This window comes from Paenibacillus sp. J22P165 (assembly GCF_059692015.1).
The window spans coordinates 56,871-77,623 of the sequence record NZ_JCAUAP010000001.1 but is presented as its reverse complement, the minus strand read 5'-3'; the positions used below and the strand labels follow the sequence as shown (position 1 = coordinate 77,623).

16 protein-coding genes are annotated in these 20,753 nt (G+C 47.1%); 3 read left to right on the top strand and 13 right to left on the bottom strand.

The annotated features are described in order from the left end of the window. Positions 1-148: 148 nt before the first annotated feature. Together AC58QM_RS00305 and AC58QM_RS00300 are read right to left on the bottom strand one after the other, a co-directional pair. A complete protein-coding gene (locus AC58QM_RS00305; protein WP_497280382.1) occupies positions 149-1,348 on the bottom strand; it encodes an ATP-binding protein in 1,200 nt (399 codons plus the stop codon). A 133-nt stretch (positions 1,349-1,481) separates the two neighbouring features. Next, positions 1,482-1,907 (bottom strand): GTP pyrophosphokinase, encoded by a 426-nt coding sequence (locus AC58QM_RS00300; RefSeq protein WP_497280380.1) that lies wholly within the window; start codon positions 1,905-1,907, stop codon positions 1,482-1,484. Between the two features lie 129 nt (positions 1,908-2,036). Between AC58QM_RS00300 and AC58QM_RS00295 the strand changes: the two genes are divergently transcribed. After that, the gene (locus AC58QM_RS00295) at positions 2,037-2,921 is read left to right on the top strand and encodes a pentapeptide repeat-containing protein (protein WP_497280378.1); all 885 of its coding nucleotides are present in this window, start codon (positions 2,037-2,039) and stop codon (positions 2,919-2,921) included. 58 nt (positions 2,922-2,979) lie between these two features. Here the strand turns inward: AC58QM_RS00295 and AC58QM_RS00290 are convergent, their stop codons facing one another. Further along, positions 2,980-3,450 carry a GNAT family N-acetyltransferase gene (locus AC58QM_RS00290; protein WP_497280376.1) on the bottom strand — a complete coding sequence of 157 codons (471 nt, stop codon included), beginning with the start codon at positions 3,448-3,450 and terminating at the stop codon, positions 2,980-2,982. A 129-nt stretch (positions 3,451-3,579) separates the two neighbouring features. Between AC58QM_RS00290 and AC58QM_RS00285 the strand changes: the two genes are divergently transcribed. Continuing rightward, complete coding sequence (locus AC58QM_RS00285) at positions 3,580-4,275, top strand: hypothetical protein (protein ID WP_497280375.1); 696 nt, start codon at positions 3,580-3,582, stop codon at positions 4,273-4,275. A gap of 70 nt (positions 4,276-4,345) precedes the next feature. On the opposite strand, the gene AC58QM_RS00280 is transcribed toward AC58QM_RS00285, so the two are convergent. The 10 genes from AC58QM_RS00280 to AC58QM_RS00235 all read right to left on the bottom strand — a co-directional run bounded on the left by AC58QM_RS00280 (position 4,346) and on the right by AC58QM_RS00235 (position 20,099). Next, on the bottom strand, positions 4,346-4,867 hold the full coding sequence (locus tag AC58QM_RS00280; RefSeq protein WP_497280373.1) for a YbjN domain-containing protein: 522 nt from the start codon (positions 4,865-4,867) through the stop codon (positions 4,346-4,348). Between the two features lie 14 nt (positions 4,868-4,881). Next, positions 4,882-6,819, bottom strand: coding sequence for a hypothetical protein (locus AC58QM_RS00275; protein ID WP_497280371.1), 1,938 nt, complete (start codon positions 6,817-6,819; stop codon positions 4,882-4,884). Between the two features lie 43 nt (positions 6,820-6,862). Then, on the bottom strand, positions 6,863-7,891 hold the full coding sequence (locus tag AC58QM_RS00270; protein ID WP_497280370.1) for an eCIS core domain-containing protein: 1,029 nt from the start codon (positions 7,889-7,891) through the stop codon (positions 6,863-6,865). A 131-nt stretch (positions 7,892-8,022) separates the two neighbouring features. Then, on the bottom strand, positions 8,023-9,447 hold the full coding sequence (locus AC58QM_RS00265) for a PP2C family protein-serine/threonine phosphatase (RefSeq protein ID WP_497280368.1): 1,425 nt from the start codon (positions 9,445-9,447) through the stop codon (positions 8,023-8,025). 79 nt (positions 9,448-9,526) lie between these two features. Next, positions 9,527-9,862, bottom strand: a complete 336-nt coding sequence (locus tag AC58QM_RS00260; protein ID WP_497280366.1) for an STAS domain-containing protein — start codon at positions 9,860-9,862, stop codon at positions 9,527-9,529. Positions 9,863-9,876: 14 nt separating this feature from the next. After that, complete coding sequence (locus AC58QM_RS00255) at positions 9,877-10,290, bottom strand: ATP-binding protein (RefSeq protein WP_497281546.1); 414 nt, start codon at positions 10,288-10,290, stop codon at positions 9,877-9,879. A 16-nt stretch (positions 10,291-10,306) separates the two neighbouring features. Next, positions 10,307-13,366, bottom strand: a complete 3,060-nt coding sequence (locus AC58QM_RS00250) for a HEAT repeat domain-containing protein (protein ID WP_497280364.1) — start codon at positions 13,364-13,366, stop codon at positions 10,307-10,309. 30 nt (positions 13,367-13,396) lie between these two features. After that, positions 13,397-13,900: a GNAT family N-acetyltransferase gene (locus AC58QM_RS00245; protein WP_310499589.1), complete on the bottom strand. Its 504-nt coding sequence runs from the start codon at positions 13,898-13,900 to the stop codon at positions 13,397-13,399. Between the two features lie 15 nt (positions 13,901-13,915). Beyond that, on the bottom strand, positions 13,916-16,684 hold the full coding sequence (locus AC58QM_RS00240; protein ID WP_497280362.1) for an adenylate/guanylate cyclase domain-containing protein: 2,769 nt from the start codon (positions 16,682-16,684) through the stop codon (positions 13,916-13,918). A 16-nt stretch (positions 16,685-16,700) separates the two neighbouring features. Next, positions 16,701-20,099 (bottom strand): stalk domain-containing protein, encoded by a 3,399-nt coding sequence (locus AC58QM_RS00235; protein WP_497281544.1) that lies wholly within the window; start codon positions 20,097-20,099, stop codon positions 16,701-16,703. 226 nt (positions 20,100-20,325) lie between these two features. Here AC58QM_RS00235 and AC58QM_RS00230 point away from each other — a divergent pair, with 226 nt between their 5' ends. Further along, entirely contained in the window at positions 20,326-20,712 is a 387-nt protein-coding gene (locus AC58QM_RS00230) for a DUF4280 domain-containing protein (protein ID WP_310499586.1), read from the top strand. Positions 20,713-20,753: the final 41 nt, after the last annotated feature.

The following is a 20,753-nucleotide window of genomic DNA, read 5'->3' as shown; positions in this document are numbered from 1 at the left end:
AAAACATGTTCTCTTCCATGCCTCTCGTTCTCGCACAAAAAAGCTGTATCCAACTATTCGAGATAAACTTTGTTAATCCTGTCTTTCCCAATTGAAAAAGCCGCGTCCATTGAGGACGCAGCTACTAACACAACACTATCCATACCGCTTATAGTGCTGCCATCAACCGTTGTCTTTCCTCAGAACCTACCAAATGGATCAAGTGAGCGAGCACTTTCTTTTGTTCAGGATTTAATCTAGCAAATACCTTCGGCTCCGCATGACACATCTCACGAATCGCAGCTTCTAGTTCATCCCTGAGGTCCGCCGCTTCCGGATCACCGGTGAACGCTGGGAACGCCTTAGCTTCCGTAAATTCCTTGATGACAGCATCGGATAATTTTCTCAGATAAGGCAGCCTTTTCTCACTAATGAACGTGCCCAGCTCATCTAGCAGGAATTGAAAAGCATCGCTTTTTCGGCTTGCACCGAAGGTGAACGACTGCTGTCCACTCAGATCTTCGCAGCTAAAATCAAACTGATCAAACAGCTTACTCTGAATATATACACTGTGGTAGAAGGCATCGCCTTTATTGTTAAACGTCGTCGGTTGTTTATGCTGCTCTTTCTGTTTCGAGTCGATAAAATACAGCTTCGAATATTCATGATTCATCCGATCTTCCCAACGAATATACGTGATGCGAAATTTCGTCTGCGACATCGGATGCACAGATGTAAAGCTTTCCTTTTCCGCGATCAAGCTTGCGTAATCTAACGGTTCCCCATCAATTCGAATCGTGTAGGGCTTGTCCGCGTGCAATTCTAAGAACCATCCAAATTCTCTGCTCAAAAATGCTAGAAAATCCTCAACGACGAACTCTTTGATAATATTGTTAAATGTGACGGTCGTCCCTCTATCCTTATCGGTTACATCAGGCTTCGTCACATGATAAGCATCCAACTGTTTCGCATGAATGCGGATGCTGTATGTATTTTTGAGCAAAAGCCCATCCTCATAGGTTGTTTGCCAGATCGCCTCGGAAGCAAAATGGTGAAACGTTAAGCGGCCTATCCCATTTTTCCCATGCATTGCCGAAGTCGTTCTCCCTCGTTTGTCAGGATCCACACTCTTCTCGGATTCATAGAAAGGCGTAAACTTTCCTTCTAAATCCTTCAGCTTAATACCATAACCATTGTCTGCAATGATGATTTGATCTACGCCGTTTAGTATGTTTTTATGAAGGGTTATGTCTACCGCCGTAGCCTCAGCGTCGAAACCGTTCCAAATATATTCGGCAATAGCTTGCAAATAATCAAACTTACGAAGCGCTTTTTCGATACCTTTTGAGGATATTTTTATGTTGTTCATGGCGATCAACCCTTTCTTCATATAGTCAGCTTGTATACATACATTTATCATATTGCAAAAAGCTCATTTCGTATGTCGATTGATGTCCGCTCTCTACAAGTCTTTTTCGACAAAAAAACTGACACCAAGGGTGTCAGCTTCCATATCTTAATTCAGTTATCGCTTTTTTGTACTTATCGATTCTTTCATAGTCTTGACGGGTAGGATGTTCAATGCGACTGAGATCACAATTATCTTCTAAGTCCAGGAGCTTCACAAATGACGCTAATGGATTAACTTTAATTCGCTTAATGAATCCTTCATACGACTCATCCGGCCTTCTCGTAAGGCAATCTAGCGCTTCTAGGACAGGTAGACTAAAGCCTTCTTTTTTCAAATCAAATAGGGTAAAGCTGGAATCCTCCACGACATCATGTAAAACAGCAACAATGGATTGTTCGGTTGTTTTTGCTCTGCTGGCTAGTCGAATTGGATGCAAAATGTAAGGGTTGCCCCCTTTATCTGCTTGACCATCATGTGCTTTAGCCGCAATTAATATGGCCTTCGTTAATGTGCTCATGGATGTCTCCCTCTTACACTGTTCGTAATAATAGCTTTTTCACCAGTTATAGCATAACTCTTCGATTTTGCATATGGCTTCTTCGTTGTATAATATAAAAATGAGTATGGTACAAGGAGATCGTTATGAATGATAGAGAATGAACATGCAGCAGACATGAATATGGCTGGTGACCGGTTACATCTGCAAGGAGACTGCGAGCGCTGCTTTGGTCTATGTTGCGTGGCCCTTCCTTATGCAGCTTCAACGGATTTTGCTAATCAAAAAGATGCCGGACAACCTTGCAAGAACCTGCAAGCCAACTTTCGCTGTGGTGTGCATACCCAACTCCGGCAGATCGGCTTTCGCGGCTGTACGGTTTATGATTGCTTCGGTGCAGGCCAGAAAGTTTCACAGATCACCTTTCGCGGACAAGATTGGCGGAATGCGCCTGAGAATGCGAAGCAAATGTTTGAGGTGTTTCCTCTGATGCAGCAGCTTCAGGAGCTGCTTTGGTATTTGACGGAAGCTCTACACGTGCACACAACGGAAGAGCTTCATAGTGAGCTGAACATCCTACTTGCAGAAACCGAGCGCCTCACTAGATTAAATCCAGAGAGTCTGGCCAAGCTGGATGTTGCCGCACATCGAGCCGCCGTGAATGTTCGACTTCTTCAAACAAGTGAAAGTGTGCGCGAAAAGGCGCTCCAACAGCTGCCCGTCACCAAAGGGCGCCGTAAAACCTATGGGAGGGGTGCCGATCTGATTGGCGCTAATCTGAAAGGCGCAGATCTACGAGCTAACAACTTGCGAGGTGCTTATTTAATTGCTGCAGATTTGCGAGGGGCAGATCTACGAAAAGTGGATCTCATCGGTGCTGATTTTCGGGATACTGACCTCCGAGGCGCTGATCTGAGTGACAGTCTATTTCTTACTCAGTTTCAAGTGAATGCTGCCAAAGGCGATATACACACGAAGCTGCCAGCGCACTTAACACGCCCTGCACACTGGTCATCTAACGAGACGTCAGAATGAAATAAGCCGCTATGCGCACGTATGTCGCGCTTTAGCGGCTTATTTGCTACTAGAGATCTTAGAGATCCTTAACCATTCGCCAGACAGGATAGGGTTGATCTTCTTCCTTTTCTAAAAGGCGAAAACCGCAGGTCTCGTACAAATGCAGCGCTCGTACATTCGTTGGAGCCACGCGCAAATGATACGATTTCACCGCATATTTTTCAAAGAAACCTTCCGCATAAGCTATTAGTTGTCGCCCGTATCCCTTCCCTCTGTAGGATGGAATCAAGTAGAACAAGTTAGCATAGCCAATGTAACTGCCTTCATGAAACACAATTTGAAGCTCCAATTGGCCAACTGGCTGATTTTCATCTTCAATCAACACGAGCCCCTCTGGAAAGCGCCTAGCACGATCGGCAATCTTTCTCACGTACTCTTCTTCATCCCCAAAGCCTTCTTCACTCCCGAAGCTCACCACGTAGGAGTCTTTCCGAAAGGCGATGATCGTTTCTCTATCCTTCTCCACATCAATCGTTCTGTACTCCATTTGGCGCCTCCCTCATGGCATTTCATCCACTAATTTTAAGCTGACTTTCAGCTTTTATTCGCTATTCTTTCATAATACCATCGTACAATAACAACGTGGAAAACAAAAATAGGAGTGATACATACACGTATGAATATGAAAAAATTAGCAGGCATATGCATTCTAATCCCCATTCTTCTAGCTGGATGCGGGAATCAATCTGACACACCAACTGCAGCTGCTGGCACCGCTCAGTCCGGGCAGCAAACAGAAAAGGCAGCTGGAAATGGCCAACAAAATAACCAGCAAAACCGTCCTGCGATGGACCCTGCACAGCGACAACTTTTCAGTACTTTTCAAATGCTAATGATGCTGGATAAAGCAGATGGGTTGACCATCACGAAGGAGCAAGCGCAAGCTATGCTGCCAGTCGCTGAAGATATCATCGCGAAGAAAGAGCTTAGTGATGATAATAAAACCAAGCTGCTAGCTAATCTGACAGATGCTCAAAAGACTTACCTCACAGATGCGGAATCACGCATGGGTAATCGCGGTAACGGTGGACCAAATGGTCAAGGCAATTCCGATCAAAATGGTCAACGTCCGAGCAATCGAAATGGTGGTGCCGGTGGTCAAGGCGGTAATGGCAATTCAGGCAAAACGCAGACACCAGCTGTATCCCCTTCTCCGTCAGCCAATGCCACAGGTGGGACAGGAAATGGACAGACAGCCGATGGCCAAAAACAGAATGGCGGCGGCTTCGGTGGTGGCAATCGCCCAGCAGGCGGTCAAATGGGAGATGTCGGCAAGCAATTCGTTGAGCTGCTGCAAAACAAGGTGAAATAAGTCGAATATTTCCGAGGAAATATGAATACGACCTCCAACCCTAATAGGTTTGGAGGTCGTTCTGTTTATTTTAAGATCTCAAAGCGGTGATAACTTCCTCCGCTTTCGCTTCACCCGTGGCAACTTGCTCAATATGCTCTGCAAACATATCGCACATGTACACAAACAAAGTAAGAATCTCTAGTACTTCATCACCTTCAAACGTGCGAGAAGCTGATAGGCTATACACATAACGATAGTGGATTTCGCCTTCCTCATTCACACCAAAGTGACCGATTGGTAAGCGCGTATTAATTTCTAGTAAGAGCGAGGCTACCTCTTCACGGGCACCTGCTTGAAGATGAAACGGCAGTGTACTGTAGATCTGCAACAGTTGAATCGCAACAATTTCCTCATCATTCAATGGTAAGAAACTAAAGTGAAGGAAGCGATCCCGTCCTTTACTATCCTCTTGAAATCCTGCCATAAGCACATGAAGCGGAATCGCTTCGGATTTCTCTAATAAGTTCGTGGCGAGCTCAGCTTCATCCAAAATCTCTTTCAATTGCCCTAATTGCGCCAAATGGCGCGCATGTGCAAGCTCAGTCAACATATGTGTTTAATCTCCTATTCTCTCTTGCCCATTGCTTCAACAATGGCGCCCTTCAGCTTAGCTGGATCGCTCTCGAATTGATACAAAGCTTGAATGCTGACACCAGCTGCTTCTACAAAACTCTCTACTTGTTTGTATCTCGCTACGCATGCTTGGTCCGCTTCATCGTATACAGGGAGCTTCGCAAACATATCAAAAATAAGATCCGTATCGTGCGCACGTTTTTCCAGCTTCTTCTCGGTTGATTTATCCGCGTTAAAGACTGCCTTAGTAATTCCCCATGCGCCTGCTTTCGATGCGCGATCACGCCCAGCTTGCTTCAATGTTCTGGCAATTGGCATAGCTGCACCAATACCTGTGGCAACGATTTTCAGCGGCGTACCTACTTGAGCACCTACCCCAGTGAGTGTCGCAATATCGGCGGCAATCTTCGTAAGCTCAAGCCCAATTTGAATAGCTCCACGATCTGTTCGCTTCACGTTAATATTTTTCATTTCTTTCGCTAATTCGTACTGGGCGATTTCATCAAGTTGTTGGTTAGCTGCTGCCACTTTAGCTGGATCACCTGACGCAATGTCAGCATTTAACTGCACCTTTTTGGCAGCCAGCTTCGCTTTGTCCACACCAGCATTTCGCGTGTACCAACGTTTTTCTTTCAGAATATCTGCATACTCAGCTTTTCCTTTGAAATCACGTTTCATTGTAGTCATGGCGCTGCGGTTCAAACCAGCTTTGATCACATCAACCGTTTTGATAGCAATTTTCACACCGCTTACGGCAATACTGACGCCTGGAATAACAGCTGTCAAACTGGCCGTACTCGTCTCCATGATCTCCATAATGCCCTTCGCCACTTTGATACCAGATTGCGCAGCTTGGATTGCATTACTAATAATCTCAAGCGTCCCTCTTGCTTTCTCACCTTTATCGAGCCCGCCATTTTCAGAAGCCTTACTGTACATATCATAAATGCCTTTAACGGCCATAATCGTATTTTTGACTGCGGAGATCGCTTCCGCTACTGTGCCCGTATAATCACTGACGGAGGAGGATCCACCGACCCCTTTTTCTTTCCCCGTTGATTTGGCTGCTTTATCGACTAGACCAGCCGAGCCGCTGACCATTTTACCGCTGGACTCAACTATGGCTGATCCAGTGCCTGCATACTGCCAACGCTTGTTATGACCCGTTCGGTTTGCATCACCAGAAACAGAGAGTGTTTCTCTAATGGCACTCATAATCTGGAAAGGCCCGCTTACAAGATCTGCGGTAGATGCAACTGCGCCCATCGTAGCTGACTGCTGCGCAGTCCCAGCATCCTTCGTCTTATCGTACGACTCTTTCAAATCATCAGCACGTTTACCAAAGCTGTCAGAGAACGTTCCGCCGACCCCAGATGTCATGTCTGCATTATCCTTGGTATCGTCGCCTGTAGGATGCAGAGTAGAAGCCGAAGGTATCGTTGGTGTTTGCACGGTTGGAGCTGGTGTCTGTACAGTCCCTGTTTGTGTTGGCGCCGGTGTTTGCGTTGTTGTCGTCGTTGTTGGAGCTGGTGTCTGTGTGGTAGAAGTAGACTGTGGTGCAACCACCGTAGTTGGCGCTGGCGTTTGTGCTGTTGACGTCCCTTGCGGTGCTACTACATTAGTAGGCGCTGGCGTCTGCACTACAGGCACTGGAGGTGCAGCAGTCCCTGACCTGCGGCGATGGAAGGCAACTGTTGGTGCCACGACGGGGACTGGTACCTGTTGCGGCGCAGGATTACGCTGAATAATCTGATTCGCGTACGCTTGTGTTGCGCGATTTCCTACTGTACGCTGCATTTGCATAAAGATGTTCGTCCCCATGGGTGACACTTGGGAGGCACTCGCATTGGAGTGAGCCGCTTGCATTTGCTGTCCATACTGATGTGAGGGGCTTGCTGGTTTGGTTTGACCTTGCTTTCCTTGAGGCATCCCGGATTAACTCCTTTACTGCATATAATCATTCTTATTCGTGCTACTTGCCGCCTCGTTGTTGAACAACATGAGTTAATTCGTGACCTAACAATTCTTGCCCCTCACGTGTGTCTGGGTTGTATCGACCTTCTCGGAAAAACACATCATTCCCAGTAGCAAATGCCTCTGCTCCTATAGATCGATTAATCTTTGATGACTCTGAATCATTATGTATATTTACGTTGCTAAAATCTGTCTTAAACGCTGATTCCATCTTCGCTTGAATACTTGCATCCATTTTGCTGCCGCTGCCTTGCTTCGCTTTAATCTGCGATTCAATCCCTGCATCCGCTTCAAAACCACCTTCCGAAGATGGCTTCATCTGCAGTTCCTCATCCTCCGACTCGCCGCCTTCTGAGCGTTGGATCGACTCCGATGATGGCTTCATCTGCAGCTCCTCATCCTCCGATTCGCCGCCCTCTGAGCGCTGGATCGACTCCGATGATGGCTTCATCTGCAGCTCCTCATCTTCCGATTCGCCGCCTTCTGAGCGCTGGATCGACTCCGATGATGGCTTCATCTGCAGCTCCTCATCCTCCGATTCGCCGCCTTCTGAGCGCTGGATCGACTCCGATGATGGCTTCATCTGCAGCTCCTCATCCTCCGACTCGCCGCCCTCTGAGCGCTGGATCGACTCTGATGATGGTTTCATCTGCAGCTCCTCATCCTCCGACTCGCCGCCTTCTGAGCGTTGAAGCGACTCCGATGATGGTTTCATCTGCAGCTCTTCATCTTCCGACTCGCCGCCTTCTGAGCGCTGAACATCTGGCTTAGAAGCTCCACTACTCTCTGACGCAGCAATATGGTCAGCTGCTTGTTTGCCCATTTGATCGGCTTCTTGCTCATACGCATCGCCAGCTGGACCAACGGTCATTTTCGTTTGAATAGTCAACATATTGCCAACAGCGCGATTGCCGATAGATCGTTGAATATTCATCAGATCGGAAGATACGGGAGAATTTGTTTTATTGTTTTTCTGATTCGTATGCAAAGAAGAATCTGGTTGCCGGTTAATATGGGATTTTTGCATGGCATAACCCTCCTAGCGAGCTTTTAATGGAAGCATTCATTGCATGTATTACTGGTCTGCACTTCTACAATTCCGTCCCTGTGTGCAAGAAGTCTATCTAGTAACTATATCACAACGCTTTACAGCGGAGTTTACGATTTTATCGGATTGCGATCAATAATGAGCACGGCAATATCATCCGATTGGACAGCGCCATCTGCGAATAAATCCACATCCATCACCATTTGACCAAGCAAATGTTCAGGCTTACTGCCTTGTTCCCTCACCAATACATCCTGGAGTCGGGCAAAGCCATATTGATGTTGCAGTCGGTCTTCCGCCTCTGTAATGCCATCCGTGTACACAATGATGCGATCTCCTAGATCTAGCGTCACCTCGTTATCCATATACACCATGTCGTCCATAACGCCAAGTGGGAGTCCCTTTTTCCCTTTCAAAAGCTCCACCTCACCGCCAGCCCTCACGATGTATGGCGGACAATGGCCTCCGTCACTATATAGAAGCTGTCCTGTCGCCACGTTCAATACGCCGCAGAATATCGTCGCAAACATCGTGGAGTCATCCTTATAGAGCTCTTGATTGACAGCCGTCAGCAGATCACCTGGGGTCAACTCGGCGGACATTTTACCTTTGAGCAGCGTCATCGTCACCGCCATGAATAGAGCGGCAGGGATTCCTTTGTCAGAGACATCGCCGAGCACAAAGAATATGCGATTCTCGTCGATGCGAAAATAATCATAGAAGTCACCGCCGACTTCGCGCGCAGGGCGAATAATCGCTTGCGCCTCTGCTTGGGCTTGAAGCATCCCATTGCCTCCTATTCCAATCTCAGCATCCACACCACGATACGCCAAGCTTAAACTCTTACGAGGAAGAAACCCCATCTGAATGTCGGTTGCGATCCGCAGCTCGCTTTCCATGCGTTCCTTCGCTGCCGTCGTTACTTTCAATGCATGTATGGACTTCTCCAAGGCATCGTACAGCATGGCATTTTCTAGCGAAGCCGCCGTGGGTGAAGCAATGGACTCCAGCAACTGCAAATCGCGATCTGTAAACGGTGCATCGCCCCGTTTGTTCAGAACTTGCAGCACGCCAATGATTTTCCCTTTGCTGACAAGAGGGACACAGAGCATATTGCGTGTTGGATAATCGACGCGCTTGGCCACCTTTGACGACCAGCGCTCATCCCCAGCCGCATCGTCAATCTTGACCGACTTTCCTGTCTGCGCGACCCACCCTGCTATGCCTTCACCGATCTTGAGGCGGATTTCACGCACCTCATCACCTTTTGCACCGAGCGCAAGGTCGAAAAACAGTTCACCTTTCTCTTCATCGACAAGGATTACGGAGGAGGCCTCTGCATGCATGATTCGGGAAGAGGTTTCCATGATTTTGACCAGTAGATCCTGCTTGCGAATCGTAGAGTTCACTTCCAAGCTCACATCAAAAAGCTGCATCGTCCGCTGAAGCTCCAGCTCTGCTGCTTGACGTTTTCGATTCGCTTGCTGCCACTGGATGACAGCGACAAGACACAAGATGACCAGTATAACTTCCATCCAGCTCAGCTCCTTTACGATTCCATCCATTAGTCAGCTTAACTATTCCGATCCCACGGAAAACTGCTCACATATGTCATTATTTAATGGCATTAATAGCTTCATCCTCTGTCTCATACAGTTTAAAGATGCTGCTAAAACCCGACATATCAAAAACTTCTTTTACATGCTCGTTCATACGCGCTAGGGCAAGCTTGCCTTGAATGACTTTGACCATTTTGGCTGCGGATAGCAAACTTCTTAAGCCTGCGCTGCTGACATACTCCAGCCCTTGCAGATTAAATACGAATTTACCGTTGCCTTGCTCAACTAACTTAGCAAAAGCGGATTCCAAGCTTGCGGATGTATTGCCATCCAATCTGCCCTGTAAGCTAACTAGCATAATATCACCTTGCTGCTGCTCGGTAATGTTCATGAAACGCCCTCCTCTTAGATTCGATTTTTTCTCATTAGCAGTACATTCTCCTCATTCAAACGCTCATAATGAAGCTCGTCCATCACCTGCCTGACGAAATGGATACCCAGCCCGCCGATACCTCGTTCCTCGATGCTTAAATCGGTGCGAGGGGTTGCTTTTAACAATGGATTAAAAGGAATGCCACGATCCGTTAGACATAGCTCCCAACCGTCTGGGGTTTGCTCAACATCAAGGCGAATCGTATGCATCCCATTTGACGCAGAAGGGTAGCCGTATAGAATAATGTTTGTTACAAGCTCATCGCAGACCAAATTGATTTGAAACAGGGACTTCTCATCCATACCGAGGGTCCCTGATAAGCCCTGAATAAAGGCCGCTAGACGTTCTAGCTCTTGTAAATCGTTGCTCAATACGATGGACTCCATACTCACACGATCACTCCTACGACATTTTCAAAAGCATGTTTTCCAGCAATCGTACTCTTGCACTTGAAGCGTGAAGCATCCCGATCCCGATCTCTGGATACAACCTCACTAACCGAGACAAACTCTCTCCTTGTAAAGTAAGGACGCGTACCTCATCGAATATCGCCTGTGCCGTAATGGACGATGGGGAACCGTCTAAGGCCGTTGTTTCACCTACCGCTTGCTTAGGTCCCAAAACGCCAATCGTCGCAGTCTCGCCGACCCCCGTCTCATTACTCAATTCCACATGGCCCTCAATAAGAAGATACATGGCAGCATTGGGTTCTCCCCGCCGCAATAAGTAGGTTAAATCTTCATGAACTTCTTCTGTTGCAATTCCCGCAATTAAACCTAACTCATCAACGGACAAGTCCGCGAATAAGCTGACTTGCTTCAAAAAGATCACTTTATCCAACATCGTTAAAAACTTACGTTCTTCCTTCATATCTGCACGCTCCAATGCACTTAGTGCGTAGATAGCAATATCCTTGAGCCAGCTGTCTGCCCATGTTGTAGCCTCTTGAAGCAGCACCAGTGGCTGTAATTCCTCCATGACAACTGCCACGCCTTCTTGTTTCAATTGATCTAATAATGCATAGGCCAATTTGCGATCGCCGAGACCTTCTGCAAGGACCTCTAAACCATTCTCACGGAGTTCTACATTCGCGTCTTGAATAGCCTCACGCAGCGTCATAATAATCCGCTCATCAACGAGCTTAGCCATGACTGACCATGCCCCGTCTATAAGCGCATCATGCAGCTCACCACAGCGCTCCTTCGCCAGTTCTGCAAGACCCATGAGACCAAGCTTCTCAAGTGCAATCGGCAGCACTCGCTCTTGTGTCGATGCTTGCAACCGCTGCACACAAAGTTCCACCAGCAAGGAACGCAATTTGTCTTCCTCCAACAGCTCAGCGAGCGTTGTGACTATGGCATTCCATATGAAAGGATTCGGATGGTGACTGTACTCAAGTAGTGTAGGCAATGCTTTCTTGCCCATATCCACGAAAGCTTGCAGAATGGCTTTGCGCAGCTCCTGATCTGCCATGGATACCATCCCCAGCATGACTGGAATGCTTTCCACGTGCTGAAGCTTACCTAAACAATGCGCAGCTGCCACCTTCACAGCGGGACGTTCCTCATCGAGTAAGGACATGACCCAAGCTGCATACGTATCCAGCTTCAGATCGGCTACGGTATGGCAGCCATAGACAGCCCATTCTCCGCCGGTATCCAGCATTTTGATAATCGCTTCATCACAGGCCGCAAAGCTCTCTTCACTTTCCAGAGCATACAAAGCTTTGACGCCTTCATGTACCACTTTCGGGTGATGATCGAGCAGCTTCACTCGGATAAAGAAATGAGATTGGCTTCTCAGATGCGTAGCCTTTGATATTAGCTTCACACATTCAGCCCTAACCTCTGGATCCTCATCTTCCAAAAAGGAAGCGACCTGCACGAGGTCCTGAATCGTTGCACCCTGCAAGTTCATCGCACGTAATACCGCAATGCGAATCCGCGAGCTCTCTTCTCCGATCATTTGGATCAAATGAGGCAGGAACGCCGAGTCTTTCGCTTTACCGATAATTTCTAAGGCTAGCTCCCGTACATAATCATTAGGATGCTTCAAATAGGCCAGAATCCCCGATAAAGCCTTGGAACTGCGAATGCCCCCGATAAAAGAGCTCGCAATCTCCGATAAATCACCATGCAAAGATTGTACGCTTTTGACCAATTCCCGAATATACAGATTTCTACCGAACCAAGCTACAACGACCAGTATCCCTGCAATCACGACACCTAACCAAGCTAGAGGGGACAATTGAAGGAGACCAAACGAATGCAGCACGGAAAAAAGCGAACCAATGAGTATACCGCCAGAAGCAGCAACCCCTTGTGCAAAATAACGGTAGCCATCCCGTTTGGTAATCGGCATCATTTTGAAGAAAAGCTGATAACAAGGCTCTGCAATGTAATACAACAATATATAGAAAACCGCATATGATCCCGAAACCATCACTAAGCCAAGTGATTGATTCATGAATAGGGCTGTAAGTCCAAAACCGCCAAAGAAGAGAAGCGTAATGCCTAATAACATATTACTGGCGCCTAACCAGTTCATTAAGCGCGTTGATACCGTTTGTAATAACAAACAGAAAGTAAACTGAATTGCTGTAATTAAGCCATAGAATGAGGTTAAGTCCCCTTCGTTAGAGAACTTAGACTCCGCAGCTGTGAAGTATTGATACTCCATCATAAAATAAACGGCGGGCATGAGTGTCATGAGCGCAACGGCACATAATAGGAAAGGACTTTTCAGCATTTGCTTCGCATAGTAGCCGGAGGACGTCTGCTTCTCTTCCTCTGTGCCCGAGACCAACTGCACTTTATTCAGTCGCCTGTCTTCCTTCAAGGTTAACGGGACTAAATATCGCATAAGCGCTCGACGGAAAAAGACAAAACCGAACACCATGAGTATAGGCGCTAGTGCATACACCGCTTCCGTACCTAGTAGTTTTCCTAGCTGATGAGCGAGTAAGCCTGCTGTAATCCCACCCGTCGTTGTCGCAGCGATGAACACAGGCATAAGTCGTTTCGCTTGTTGAGTAGGACACAAGTCGAAAGCAGTACTCCAAAGGAGCAAAGTCAGCTGTCTCACGACAAAGTTTGAAGTGAGGAATAGAATCGGATAGTAATAGCGATAATCAATGCCGCCGAGTTTAAATCCAAGCAATACGGCACCATTTAGGAAGAGCAATCCCATCAGGATGACGTACAGCGTACTCATCATTTTGGCCTTTGGCAGACGGTTCGCTAGCTTAGCTAGGAGCCAACCTTCGAGCGGCATGATAGCAGCTTCCACCATATAAATATAGGGCAAATATTGCACGCCGAAGCGTTGATTAAAAAGTGCCATGAATGCAGTGTAATTCAAGGATTCTGCAATGCCGCTAAAGTAAAAGATCGGCAGCATCATCCAAAGCTTACGACTGTCTTCCGTGCGCAGCCCTATCCACCCTCTTAAGGTTCCTTGCATCTCATCAGGTCCAATCTATTAGTCTATCTGTCAAGGGGACAGTGGTTTGTAAAAGGCTAATCTAGCTTCGCCTTCATAATAATAATTCGGATACGTACCAATTAATTCGAAGCCATTGGCTCTGAACATCTTTTGAATCGGGATATATTCGGGTAAATCACAGGTGTAGGTTAAAATGTAACGCCCCTGTGCGGCACGGGCAAACGTTTCTAACGCTTGAAACAACACCTTCGCAAACCCATGTCTACGATATTCACGATGCACAGCCAAGTAATCCCACAGGAATCCGCCTGACTGATGTTCATTCTCTTTGCAGCTCGTTACCGCGATGATTTCACCATCTTCATTTTCAATAAACCAATGCCGGTGATTGCGCTGGGTTAAGCTTAGCATTGGCGCATGACGGAAATGCTCCAGTTCGCCTGGCGTATGATGCTGATCATCAAAAGATACTGGGGATAAATAGAAATCAGTAATGCGTAAAGCATCCTGCTCCGTTGTTAATTCATGTACAGTCAAATGACTCACTTGCATGTCACAATCTCCTCTTTATGAAACCGATAGTGTTCCATTCCATTCACCTGTCGTACCATGTTGGAAGTATTCATCACACATGTAGAAATACAATTGCGCTGCTTTGTCTTGACGATTTTGCTTAATGACCATTAGGAAAGCTTCACGAGCGTCATAGAAACGTCCGACCTGATAGTACATAACCGCTTGCTCGAACAAGGCTTTCGTCTTCTCTTTCAAAGCGCGAATCGTATCTGCATCACCTTGATAAACATCAAACAAGTGAAGTGGTTCTTTCACACCATCTACTTGTATCAAACCAAGATCGCGATAGAGAAAGTCAGAAGACTTGACCAAGGACTTGATCACGGAATCCGTGATCAGAATGGATGATCCTAACGGATCCGTCATCTTCTCTAACATGGTTGCTAGGTTGACTCCGTCAGAAATTACATTTCCCTCCAAACGCTGTTCCTCCCCAATGATACCTAGGCGGAGAGGCCCCTTATGTAAACCGATGCCGAAATCAAGCGGCGAATAACCTACTTTTAATCTATGCGCGTTGTAAGTATCTAGCTCCTTCCGCATCTCCACGCAAGCGAGCAGCGCTTCATCTGCCTGATTGGGGAAGAGAGCCATAAATCCTGCCCCCAAATACTTATTCATAAGCCCTTCATGCTTGCGGACATAGGGACCAAATCGTTTGAGGAAGGAATTAACGAAATTAAAATTTTCTTCTGGCGATAACTTTTTGGATATTTGGTAAAATCCTCGAATGTTAAAAATCAAAATCGACATATTCTGTTCCACTTGATCGCCAAGCTCGACATCTAGAATGCTTTCTTTGTTCAAGAAGCGCAAGAACTGTTGTGGAACGAATCGATAATAGGATTGACTAAAATTCTCAACTTTGGTGATGTAATCTCGAATCCGAGCAGCCATCGTATTGACGCTGTCGCCCAGGTCCGACACCTCATCCCGTGAATTGATTTGGACAACTGTATCCCAATTTCCTTTGGCAATTTCACCTACGCTATTGCGCAGCTTACGGATGGAAGAAAGCAGAACATACGTCATTAGCACAAGCACGAGCAGTAAACCAACCGAGATAAGAGCAATATTGCGAATAATCGAGTTTAGGACGGATTGACGATGCTTTAGCAGCCCATCTAAGTTCTTACTTGTTTCAAAAACGCCCACAATTTTACCCGCTGAGTTGAAAATTGGTGCAATGGCATAGCGCCATTCTCCAGAGAAATCCTCCCATTGGCCTGTTGCTGGCTTACCTTCCAGAACAACCTGTTGATTCTCTGGTGTTTGCTGGAATGGATTAAACATATGCATGCCATCATCGTCTTCCAAAATACGATAAATGACGCCATCTTCATATTTGTATACCGCCTTGTAAAACCCTTGATTATCATCGGTCGCATTATTCTCGAAGACAGATTGAATCTTCTTGCGGAACGACTGATAAATCGCGCTTCGATAGTCCAGAGGAGAGGTGAGGCTTTCTAGCTTATCTCCATCAACTAGATTTTGACCATTCTTGGCGAGCAAAATCAGCTCACTGAACGTCTCTTCTTCCATTTTCTTCGAGAAGCTGTTGTAAATAACGGTAGAGAGGAGAATCATGGCAACAGCTACGACCGGTATTAAAATGAAAATTTGCTTCATCATAAGCGGTAAGCGTCTCTTAAACAGGTTAACAAACACAATTCTAATCGCATAAAGCACCAGCAAAATGAAGACTACAGCAATCGACCATACCAGGATTGCATGGTTTTGAGCAGACCGACTAAACTCCGCTTCAATAAGTGCAGGTGTGATCGTACCATCAGGCAGTCGGCGATTGATTTGAGCGGACTCTACGATAATGAGGCTGCCATCCGGACCAATACTGCTCGCAGTCGTATCAAAAGCAAGCTCTGCCCCACTTGCCTTAGCCTTCTCATCGTTAACAAGTGACTCTAATACATAAGGTTGTTGCGGATCAAGCCTTGTAATCATACGCGAATTAAAATCAATAAAAATGAGACGTCCCTGATTATCTAAATGCAAGCTTTCTGGGAAATTGCGTCGTGTGCGATCTACCCCGGGAAGCGGATAGACTAATTCGGAACGACCATCGCTCAAGGCACGATAAATCTCACCACTGCGCGTGGAATAATAGATGCTCCCTAACTTAAATCCATCTGCTTCTGATACGTACTTGTTGTCAGGAAGCGGAATCGTATACATAAGCTTAGGTTCTGTGGTAGAACCATTCCCTGTTGGTGTTTCATATAAGGATAATTTTTTCACTTCATCGTTGAAAAAGTACACCATGCCCTCATGCACTTGCACATTGCGCAAAGAGCCGAGTCGATATCTTTTGTTCTGTGAATCGCTATATTCCTGTGTGAATAGACTGCGATCAAATTCACCATTTGGTTTGTAACGTACAATCTGTTCTGATTTCACTGCGATCCCATAGGGATCTAACAGGGTACGAATCGTATACAAATACCCTTGATCATCGACGGCCATATCATTAAAACGATATACTTCACCATTTTTCCCAGTCTCACTAGTTATGGAGAATTGGAGAATACCTTGGTCATTCAATTTGTGAATCGTTTTTTTGGCGTTATCGATGACGAATAAGTTATTTTGTGAGTCTGAGATGGCCTTCGATAATCCGTCGAAAGGCATGCTTTTTTTCCAAGGCCACAGCTGGATGCTCTCTTGATGCGTGCCCAGATAAGTACCTGCAGCACCTAGTAGCAGCAAGACGAGCAGCAATGCCGCAATCGATTTCTTCATCGCTTGTAATCTCCTCTTAATTTGTAATCTGAATGATTTGCATTGCTGCGTTCCAATCAACACCCAGGCCTAAAGACTCGGAAATGAATCGTAATGGCACATAGGTCCTACCATCTAGCAGCAAGGATGGCCCATCAATCACGATAGGTTGCCCATCCATATAGGCTGTAACTTGGTTAATTGAACTCGTAATTGTTGTATATTCCGTACTCACTGTGACTGTAAAACTCTCAGGGTCCCAATCTACCGCCGCTCCGAACGATTCGGAAACAGCTCGTATAGGTAAATAGGCTTGTCCATTTATTATAACAGGCGGAGCTGTGAATTTGATAGAAATATTGGAAGAAAGCACGTTTTCTGACGAAAGAGGTAGAATCGTGACAGGAATCTCTGCAGAATCAGCAGTAGCAGGGATGGACGTCAAGTTCGCCAAGCTTTCTGCAACTGCTGCAAGTTCTTGCAGCTCCTCCGGTGCGTACTTCGACTTCTCCTGCTGCTGCAGCTGGAACAGCAGCTTCTCCACCTGCTGTTCCAGCTGCGCTTGTACGGCCGAATCTGCTGGCAACTCTGCCAGCAAGGCCTGTACCGCGTCCAGCTTCGCGAACAGCGCTGCCTTCTGCGTCGACAGCTTCGCTGCGTCGACGGCTTCGAGCGAGCGGGTCAGCGTCGCCACCCGCTCCGTGTCCTGCTGCGCCTGCGCTGCGCTCAGCGCAGCCTCAAGCTTCTGCTTCGCTGCTTCGAGCGAAGCCAGACCCTCGGATGCGCCTACTTGTGCATCCACCAGCTGCGCCTGCGTCGCGAGAAGCTGCTGCAGCAAGGCTGCAGCGGCTTTCGGCTCGCCGGCGGCGAGGGCTTGCTCCAGCTTCTGCTGCTGGAGCTCGGCTTCGGAGGCCAGCTGATCCTCGCTGGCCTGATCCCCGGCGGCGGGCGTTCCCTCGCCGCCTGAACCGCCATCGCCCGGCTCAGCCGGCGATGCTTCCTCGGACAGCGCTGCGATCAGCGCGTCCGGATTGTTCACGAGCGCCATCTGCGCGAGTGCGGCTTTGGTGTCACCTTTGAGCAGCGCCTCCAGCATGCCTAGCTGAGCTTTCGCGTCCTCCAGCTGCACAGCAATATCCGCGATGTCATTCAACTTCATAGCTGCTACAGCATCTTTCTTAGCAGCCTCCAGCTTCTCGATGTCTTGTTTTAACGTATCAATCTTGCCTTGCAGCTGCTCAGGTGTCTCTAACGAAGCAATCGTGCCAGGTTCCTTGATTTCAACAGTTACCTTGAGCGCATCCACAGCTTTTTGGGATAGGACAGATGAACTAGAAGGATTCGTTAAAGCTTCAGGATCTAAAGCATCATCCATACCGATCCAAGCAGCCCCTGGCGCATCTGATTGATACACCATACCTTGTCCCGATGTTGCCATGGTAGCGGTGGCTGCTTGAAAAGCGGCCGGTGTTAATGCTTCCAGCTTTACTTTATAGGAACCGATAATGACCGTCCCCAAGCCTTCCTCTCCACCTGCGCCTTCTCCTTCTCCGGCATTCTCTGAATTACCGCCCGTTCCGTTATCGGACCCGTTTTGTCCATCACCGTCCGTGCCGTTACTTCCTGTTCCGCCGGTGCCGTTGTTTCCACTATTCCCTGTATTTCCTGAACCACCATTGTTACCCGTACTTCCGTCACTTCCTGCCTGACCCTCAGTCCCAGTACCGCCAGTACTTCCATCACCTGTGCTCGCACCGTTCTCCGTGCTTGGAACAACCAACTGCCCGGTGCTTCCTTTGCCATCCAGTGGCAGTGTTTGAACGACTTTCCCTTTGTTATAAAGCACGACTTTTAGCTGATCAATTTGACTAAATTTAAGTGTTAAATTACGTACCGGCTTATTAATTTTGGTCCGTTTCCCGACCCGTTTACCCGCCTTAGTAAATATCGCATAATCCGTTGCACCCAGCTTTTTGCTCACAGTAATGCTGAAATCGCTAAGCAATTGCCCCACCGCTGGTTTTAACTTCCAAGTACCCACAGGTGCTTTGGGCTTCTCCGGTTTCATTGGCGACAAGCCATCATCTATATCACGATACGGCAGTATCCCCTCGCGAAGCGTACGATTCACAGCTCCCCCTGTACCTAAATCGAGCTTGCCTAGCGCCATTTTATAAGCAATCTGTGCTGAAACAATCTGTTGCTCCGCTTGCTCAACCGCATCCTTATACGGCTGCAGCTCCTCTACTTTCATTAAGCTTAGCTTGAGCTTTTGGTTCGCTTTCGCCAAATTTGCAAGGGCATTGTCTCTATCACGCAGCGCTTGCGCATAGCCCTCTTCGGCTCCCTTCGCTTCTAAAAAGGATTGCCTAACATCCGCAATAACCGCGTTTCGACTTTCGACTTCCTGTAGCTGCGCCTTATTTTGTTCCATCGTCGCTAAAGGCAGCGCATTCGTTAGATCATCTAAATAACGCAGTCCATCAAATTCACCCTGCAGCAATGATTTCGGAATTGGAATGAACCCCAATAGCATAAAAAAGCCCTGCCAATCCTCTTTCACCCGTCCAAGCGTTTCATCATAGCTCGCTTGAAACAGTTCCATATCCATTTCTTTCTCTTTGAATAACCCATCCATCACCCTCATGCGGGCCGGTCCAAATTTACCGCTATATAAATTACGGGTCGTGTTCAGCTTTTCATCCGCCAAACGGCGAGCCTCCGTATCTCTTAAAAGGCTTACTGTCGATTTTTGACCCATAGCGATATAAGTAGGAAGCATCTTTTGATTTAAATCCGCGTAATCGGGCTGGAAGGAGAGATCCACTCTATTTTCCATATCTAGCTGCATTAATTTGCCTAGAGCCAACCGGCTAGACTTTGCCGTCAATTGCGCTTGTTTGTAATCGGACGCTGCTTTCTCAAGCGCTTTGTCCACCTTGTCTTGTTCAGCTGCATCGGCCAGACCATATTTCCGCTTCGTCTTTACCGTATCTACCGCTTTTCTCGCTTCTTCATATTTCTTACGAGAACGTTCTTCCGCCACAGAGTCTTGATAAGCTGTTAAGTAGCTTTTCTCGATGTCATATCGCGCTGTATTTGATTGCTGCCGCAATGTTTCTTGCGCGATAAACAACTGCGACCTCGCATCTGGCACCTTCAAACGCGTGCTTATATCCTGACTTAAATTATGAGGCTTGGCGAATAATCCGGAAGCTTTGGCTTCTTCATTGTTTACCGTATGCTGAGCTTGCTCTAGTTCAATCCGCTTCTTCAGAACATCCGTTCTGGCATCACGAAGCTGGGTATTCCTTTTAAGCCCTTGATCAACAGCCTCCCGCATGGTCAAAGCCTTGACCCCAGCGGCTTCTGCATTCACGCTTACAGCCATAATTGAGGATGTTGCCAACAGGCAAGCCAGCCCTAATTTCACCATTTTCAAACCAATCAGGATAAACCCCTCCGCTCACGTACTTCTCTCTCTTTATAGTACAATATCTCTACGACTCTCGCATCCATTCTTTAGGGAAAAATAGCGAAAATAATCGAAGATAGGATTAGATTGCCGCATATAACCTTTTCTAGTAGTATAAAAGAATGAGATAAGCGAAATTTGCCGAATATTGCACGGGAAATAATTTTTTAAGGAAGGGGCTACTACAATGGGGAATCTAGTATGCGGCGGTGCGATGCTGCAATGCACGTTCGGTGCTGCACCTGGCTCATTAATGGTACTTCCTGCCAATATGGTTATGACCGCGATGCCTATCGCCAACATCATGGATAATAAGCCCATGGTAAATATTTTACCGTTCGGTATGTGCAACTCACCATCGAATCCAATGGTTGCAGCGGCGACAGCCGCAGCTCTTGGCGTATTGACACCAATGCCTTGCATCCCTGTCACAGCAGCACCTTGGGCACCCGGATCTCCCACTGTTCTTGTCGCCAACATGCCAGCTTTAAATAACAGTTCCAAATGCATGTGCAATTGGGGCGGCGTTATTTCCATACAGCAGCCTGGTCAGATGACGATTCAGGTACCATAGATATTTAAGGTCCGAGCCAGGCGCAAATACGATGTTTTCAT